Origin of the sequence: Sedimentitalea sp. XS_ASV28 (assembly GCF_041224545.1) — a bacterium.
Lineage (GTDB): Bacteria > Pseudomonadota > Alphaproteobacteria > Rhodobacterales > Rhodobacteraceae > Sedimentitalea.
The window spans coordinates 1-6,392 of record NZ_JBGFGP010000065.1 but is presented as its reverse complement, the minus strand read 5'-3'; the positions used below and the strand labels follow the sequence as shown (position 1 = coordinate 6,392).

The 6,392-nt window shown below is 61.1% G+C and carries 6 protein-coding genes and 1 pseudogene; 4 read left to right on the top strand and 3 right to left on the bottom strand.

What is annotated here, in order from left to right:
- Positions 1-139: 139 nt before the first annotated feature.
- From AB9K34_RS02775 to AB9K34_RS02760, 4 genes and pseudogenes are all read left to right on the top strand, one after another.
- Positions 140-832: pseudogene (locus tag AB9K34_RS02775) on the top strand (SDR family NAD(P)-dependent oxidoreductase); the annotation flags it as partial.
- A gap of 77 nt (positions 833-909) precedes the next feature.
- A complete protein-coding gene (gene hemF, locus AB9K34_RS02770) occupies positions 910-1,803 on the top strand; it encodes an oxygen-dependent coproporphyrinogen oxidase (RefSeq protein ID WP_369952921.1) in 894 nt (297 codons plus the stop codon).
- A gap of 112 nt (positions 1,804-1,915) precedes the next feature.
- Positions 1,916-2,848 carry a DnaJ C-terminal domain-containing protein gene (locus AB9K34_RS02765; RefSeq protein WP_369952920.1) on the top strand — a complete coding sequence of 311 codons (933 nt, stop codon included), beginning with the start codon at positions 1,916-1,918 and terminating at the stop codon, positions 2,846-2,848.
- A complete protein-coding gene (locus AB9K34_RS02760; protein WP_369952919.1) occupies positions 2,845-3,192 on the top strand; it encodes a chaperone modulator CbpM in 348 nt (115 codons plus the stop codon). The genes AB9K34_RS02765 and AB9K34_RS02760 overlap by 4 nt, the downstream gene beginning before the upstream one ends.
- Before the next feature lie 26 nt (positions 3,193-3,218).
- On the opposite strand, the gene AB9K34_RS02755 is transcribed toward AB9K34_RS02760, so the two are convergent.
- The 3 genes from AB9K34_RS02755 to AB9K34_RS02745 all read right to left on the bottom strand — a co-directional run bounded on the left by AB9K34_RS02755 (position 3,219) and on the right by AB9K34_RS02745 (position 6,248).
- On the bottom strand, positions 3,219-3,581 hold the full coding sequence (locus AB9K34_RS02755; RefSeq protein WP_369952918.1) for a Lin0512 family protein: 363 nt from the start codon (positions 3,579-3,581) through the stop codon (positions 3,219-3,221).
- Positions 3,574-3,924, bottom strand: coding sequence for a Lin0512 family protein (locus AB9K34_RS02750; RefSeq protein ID WP_369952917.1), 351 nt, complete (start codon positions 3,922-3,924; stop codon positions 3,574-3,576). The genes AB9K34_RS02755 and AB9K34_RS02750 overlap by 8 nt, the downstream gene beginning before the upstream one ends.
- A gap of 71 nt (positions 3,925-3,995) precedes the next feature.
- Positions 3,996-6,248, bottom strand: a complete 2,253-nt coding sequence (locus AB9K34_RS02745; RefSeq protein ID WP_369952916.1) for an ATP-binding protein — start codon at positions 6,246-6,248, stop codon at positions 3,996-3,998.
- Positions 6,249-6,392 lie beyond the last annotated feature (144 nt).

Sequence of the window (6,392 nt, the reverse complement as noted above, 5' to 3'; positions counted from 1 at the left end):
CGCCACTGCAAGCGCGCCGAGCGCTTGAGCAATTTGAGGGCTCCGCGCCCGGCGCGCTTGCCCAAACCGAAACCCATGATTATCAAGATCAAACCCGCAGACTCTCGTTATGAACGAGGGACCGAAGGGGGGCAGGTCAGCCGACATGGATGAAAAGCAACTCAAGACCGAATTGGGCGAGCAGCTCGACGACAGCAATATACGGTATTTCGCCGGAGACCTGCGCGAGCGCCTGACCGTTGCCAACCTGGTGTCGGCCACGCTGGACGCGTTCGACGAAATCGATATCCTGGTCAACGGATCGCGGCAGGTGGTGCCATCCAATCCGCTGGATCCCGACGACGACTCGGTCATTGCCCTGCTCAACCAGAACCTGATGCCCGCCTATCGCCTGACCCAGATCGTGGCGCGACGGATGATCAAGCAGGCCGATCCCGAGAGCGAAAAGCAGGCCGGGTCGATCATCAACCTGAGTTCGATCGCCGCGCGCCGCACCCATCCCGACCTGTTGGCCTATTCGGTCAGTTCTGCGGCGCTCGACCAGATGACCCGGTCCATGGCAGTGGCGCTGGCTCCGAACCGGATCCGGGTCAATGCGGTGGCCTTTGGGTCGGTGATGAGTGCATCCCTGAAGTCGATCCTGAAGGAGCATCGCGATTATCGGCAGGACATCGAAACACATACCCCGCTTGCCCGCGTCGCGGCCGCCGGAGAAGTGGCTGACGCGGCACAGTTTCTGGCCTCTGAAGCGTCCGGTTTCATGACCGGGCAGGTCATCACGGTGGATGGCGGGCGCACGCTGCTTGACCCGGTCGCCGCACCCGCTCATTGACGACCGGCGACGGTGCGAGGGGCCAGCCCCTCGCGCTCCCCGGGATATTTTCAGCAGGAAAAAAGGCAGGACGACGGATGAGTGACGACATGGCGGAACAGAAGGCGACGGCTGCGGCCTGGTTTCGGGAGCTGCGTGACCGGATCGTTACGGCGTTCGAGACGCTGGAAGAGAGCCATGTCGAAGGGCCATTGTCGGACCGCGACGCGGGCCGGTTCGATGTCAGCGAGACCACACGCGCCTCACAGGACGGTTCGGATGCCGGTGGCGGTCTGATGAGCGTGATGCGTGGCGGACGTGTCTTCGAAAAGGTCGGCGTCAACATCTCTACCGTCTATGGCGTGCTCGGGGAGCGGGCACAGGCGGCAATGGCCGCGCGCAAGGGGCTGCCCGGGATGGCCGAAGATCCGCGGTTCTGGGCCTCGGGCATTTCGCTGGTCGCCCATATGCAGAACCCGCACGCGCCGGCGGTGCATATGAACACCCGCATGTTCTGGACCCCGCATGGCTGGTGGTTCGGTGGTGGTTCCGATCTGAACCCGTGTATCGAATATGACGACGACACCGCACATTTTCACGCCACCCAGAAACAATATCTCGACCCGCACGGGCCCGCACATTATCCGCGCCTCAAGGAGTGGGCCGACAGCTATTTCCACGTGCCGCACCGGGGCCGCGCGCGTGGCGTTGGCGGTATTTTCATGGATGACTATTGCACCGGGGACTGGGAGTCGGACTTTGCGCTGACGCAGGATATCGGACGTGCCTTTCTTCCCGCCTATCTGCCGCTGGTCGAACGCCGCCGGGCAACCCGGTGGTCCGACGCGGACAAGGATACCCAGTTGATTCACCGGGGCCTGTATGCGGAATACAACCTTGTCTACGACAGGGGCACCCGGTTCGGGCTGGAAACCGGGCATGACGCCAATGCGGTTTTGATGAGCCTTCCGCCGCTGGCGAAATGGGTGTGACGTCCGTTTCGCTCTTTTGGGGTTGAAACCTGATCCATCGCATCCTTGATATTGTCTGACAGTACAGCAATTTTCCGCACCTATTGCGCGGACCTGAATTGAACGCAGACAGATGAGCACCGATCCCTATGCCGCACTTGGTCTGACCAAATCGGCAACCACCGATGAAATAAAGAAAGCCTATCGCAAGATAGCGCGCGAGAATCATCCGGATCTCAATCCGGACGACGCCGCCGCCGAGGCGCGGTTCAAGGCTGCATCGGCGGCCCATGACCTGTTGAAAGACCCCGAGACGCGCGCCCGGTTCGACCGGGGAGAGATCGACGCCAGCGGGCAGGAGCAACAGCAGCGGCAATATTATCGTGATTTTGCGGAAAGTGCCGACAACCCCTATCGGCGTGGCCCGCATCCGGGCGACTTTGCCGACGCCTCCGACATCTTTGCCGAGTTCATACGCGCGCGCGAACATGCGGGCGCCCGTGGGCATGGCGGGTTTGGCGGTTTTAGCGCCAGGGGGCAGGATGCGCGCTATACGCTCGAGGTCGACTTTCTCACGGCGGTCAATGGTGGCAAGACCCGGATCACCCTGCCCGACGGTCAGGGCCTGGAAGTGTCGATACCGCGCGGAACGGATGACCAGCAGACCATCCGCCTGCGCGGCAAGGGCAACCCGGGCATTGGCGATGGTCCTGCGGGCGACGCTTTGGTGACATTGTCGGTGCGTCCGCACCCGTTCTTTCGCCGGGACGGCAACGATATCGTTCTGACGCTTCCGATCACCCTGGACGAGGCCGTTCTGGGAGCGAAGGTGGCGACGCCGACAATCGAAGGCTCGGTAAATCTCAGCATTCCAAAGGGCGCCAGCAGTGGCCGGGTCCTGCGCCTGCGCGGTCGCGGAGTGAAACCGGCGAAGGGCTCTCCGGGCGATCAAAGAGTTGAAATCTCGGTGGTCATGCCACCCGCGATCGACGATGATCTCGCACGTTTCATGGAAGATTGGCGCAGTCAGCATCAATACGATCCGCGAAAGGCGATGAAGACATGAGCATCCGCTATAGCGAAACCCAGGTGATAACCGCCATTGGCAGCCTGACCAAAGCCCGGTTGACCCAATTCGTGTCGGCCGAAATCATTGTGCCCGAGCAATCGAGTTCCGGCCCCCGCTTTGGCGAAATCGACCTGGCGCGGATCAGGTTGCTCTGCGAGCTGTGCGACGATCTGGATCTCGACGAAGAGTCGGTGCCGGTGATCATATCGCTGATCGACCAGCTACATGCGGCGCGCAGCGACCTCCGCGATCTGCTGGATGCGCTAACGCTCGAACCCGCTGACGTGCGCGAGAGGATCGGGTCGAACTGGGCAGCACGCCGCAAGCGTGCGACGCCCTGATCGGCTGGAAAGCCGCTGTCCGGCCCCTATTGTCGCCTCAGCTTCCATCCGGCCTGCGGCGGCAAGAAGGCCTCAACCGCCGCTGACGCGACCACGATCGTGTTGCCGGCAGGATTCTCGACATTCAATCCACCCTTGACCGCACGAACCTCGGCGTGGCCACGTGGCAGTTTTGCTGCAAGTGCACCGGTATCGACCTTGTCCGGCTCCTGAACAGCGACCGTCACCTGAACCCGCATGGCGTCGGTGCTCAGGTCGAGCGACGCAAATATCGGCAGGGCCGAGTGGCGTATCGCATCCTCGATCGCGCGGGCGGCGGCCTTGGTATAGTCCATCCCGTATTGATCGTTCCCCGTGCCCATCTCTATGATCACCCGCTGCTCAGACATCGGCGCGCTCCATGTCAAAACTCACTGAAATCGCGGCATTGGCAATGACCGTCGGATTGCCATCCCCATCGGGACGCGCGATATCAAGGCCACCCTCGCGAACCGCGACCGATGGCTGGCCATATGGAAACACAGCCAGGATAGCATCCGGATCGACCTGATCAGGTCGCTGCACGCCGATCTCGACAGTGATTTGCATCGCATCCTTGGGAAAACCGAACAGTTCGGCCATATTGATCGAGTTGTGCCAAAGGGCATCCTTGACTGCCCGTCGCGCCGCCTCGGTATAGTCACCGCGCCGAAGCGAGGTTCCCATCCCGAATTCAGTCAGCATACGCTTCATCCCGCTCTCCTCTTGCTTGACAGACGATTTGTTGCAACCGCGGCTGTGTCATGCAACCCCGACGTCGTGCATCAGGGTTGCAGGCTGGTTTTGGTCTCTTCCCAGATCTGCACGATACAGGCCAGTTGTGCCGCAACGGTTCCGGAATCATCGGCCTCGAGTGCGATTTCGATGGTCCGGAGGCTATCGCGCATCGCGGTGGCGCCGAACACGGCGGCGCTGCCCGCGACCTGATGACAGCGGCGGGCGATTTCGGCATCGCCGGGGCCATCCCTCCGGGAAAGGTCGTCGATCAGGTCTTCTGTTTCGACAATGAACTTGCCCAGCAATCTTCCATACCCATCCGGGCCAAAGGCCATCAGCGTCTGCTGGCGGTGGTCGATATCGACCGGCGCCGACGGCGTTTCCCCCCGGAACGCCGTGAACTTATCGATGATTTCGGCCAGAGCCTCCTGTGACAGGGGTTTGGTCAGGATCCCGTTCATCCCGTCTTGCAGAAATGCGGCCTGTTCCTCGGCCAGCGCATTCGCGGTGAAGGCGATGATCGGAGCATCTGCAGAGGCGCCGCGACCTGACCGGATGGCACGTGTCGCGGCGCGGCCATCCATGACCGGCATGCTGATATCCATGAGGATCAGATCAAAGCGCGTACGCGCGGCCAACATGACGCCGGCACTGCCATCATGGGCCATCGTCACGTGGTGCCCCGCGCTCTCGAGCATTTCGCAGACAACGACACGGTTGATCTCGTTGTCTTCTACAACCAGGATACTCAGGCTCGGGGCGGCCTTGACCGTTGCATCGGTAACGTCCTGCGACGCGGCCTCGGCCATCGGGTCGCACGGCTCCACCGGGATCCGGACCCAGAAAGACGCGCCCGTGCCATCGGTCTCGTCCAGCCCGATATCGCCTCCCATCGCGGTTGCGAACCGCCGCGCGATGCTCAGACCAAGCCCCGTCCCGCCGAATTGACGATCATAGGCGGCATCACCGGTCACAAAATCGTCAAAGACCGTCTCGCGCAGGTCTGCGGCAATCCCGATCCCCGTATCGCGAACGCGGAACATGATTTCATGCGCGCCATCGTCGTAATGCAAGGCCTGTGCCGTGATCGAGACATGCCCTGCATGGGTGAACTTGACCGCATTCGCGATCAGGTTCTGGAGGATGTGGAGCAAATGGTCAGGATCCACGGAAACACAATGCATCGGCTCGCCGATCCATTGCCAGCTCATCGTGGTGCCCTGCCCCGAAGCGGTTCCGGACTGGCTGTCGATCAGGTCCTTGACCAGCCGGTCCAGGTTCGTCGGCACATGTTCGAGCCGCAGGTTTCCGGTATCGTATCGCGTGATGTCGAGCACATCGGAAACATGCCGCAAGAGCAGCTTTCCCGATGTTTCCATGTCGCTGACAATACGGGCCTGCCGCCCCGCCAGATCGGTGTTGCGCAACAGCGAGAGATTGCCGAGCAAGCCGTTTAACGGCGTCCGGATCTCGTGGCTCATCGTCGCAAGAAATTCGGTCTTGATCCGCTCTCCCGCCAGCGCCCGATCGCGGGCATCGACCAATTCGGATTCAACCTGTACCTGCGCCGAGATATCCCGGACGAAGATAATAAAGATGTGACCATTATCGGTATGTGCCGCCTGCACGGCCACTTCTGCGGGAAACCTCTCGCCATTGCGACGCATCGCCTCGAGCTCGATCCGGCCACGTCTTACAAAATTCGGGTTCTTGCCTTTGCGGTATCGTCTGAACTGCTCCAGAAATCCGCTGCGCAATTCTGGCGGACATGTGACATCAAGCACGTTTCGCCCAACGACTTCCGCCACCGTGCGGTCAAACGTGACTTCTGCCGCGTGATTGAACTCGAGTATGCATCCCCTAGCATCACACACGATAATCGCGTCCAGAGAAGTGGCAATAATCGTGTTCAGTCGGCTGGCGGTCTGAAAAATTGCCCTACGGCGCAGTGCCAGCTGATTGTTCAGACGCACCAGCCATGCAACGGCGAGCGCAAGCGCCACAATCAGCCCGGCGACGACGACCGCCAAACGAAACAGCGTGATCGCAACATCCCGTCTGCGCAGTTCCGACATCTCCGTGAACTGCGCAAGCCCGAGGCTCGTCATTTCTCGCATCGCGAGACGGATGGACCACGCATCCTCGGATACCTTGCCCAGCGATGCACGCAAGATTTCATCGCTACCGTCGATCAGCGGCACCGTGCGTTCCAGAAATGCCTGAGCCTGCGCAAACGCCTTGCGATAGTTTTCATTGGCGCGCAGGTGCAAAGGAGCAGGTACCTCGTTGAGCGTCGCCATGCGGCTTGACCTGCCCCCCGCGAAATCCCTCATCATGATGTAGAGTCTGCCCAACCTTGAAGGAGCAGACGAATGCGAAAGAGCCGTTTTACCGAGGCGCAGATTATCGGGATGATCAAGGAGCAAGAGGCGGGCATGCCGACG

Coding starts and splice junctions, on each gene's coding strand:
- hemF (WP_369952921.1), top strand. CDS start 910: ATGAGTGACGACATGGCGGAACAGAAGGCGACGGCTGCGGCCTGGTTT.
- AB9K34_RS02765 (WP_369952920.1), top strand. CDS start 1,916: ATGAGCACCGATCCCTATGCCGCACTTGGTCTGACCAAATCGGCAACC.
- AB9K34_RS02760 (WP_369952919.1), top strand. CDS start 2,845: ATGAGCATCCGCTATAGCGAAACCCAGGTGATAACCGCCATTGGCAGC.
- AB9K34_RS02755 (WP_369952918.1), bottom strand. CDS start 3,581: ATGTCTGAGCAGCGGGTGATCATAGAGATGGGCACGGGGAACGATCAA.
- AB9K34_RS02750 (WP_369952917.1), bottom strand. CDS start 3,924: ATGAAGCGTATGCTGACTGAATTCGGGATGGGAACCTCGCTTCGGCGC.
- AB9K34_RS02745 (WP_369952916.1), bottom strand. CDS start 6,248: ATGGCGACGCTCAACGAGGTACCTGCTCCTTTGCACCTGCGCGCCAAT.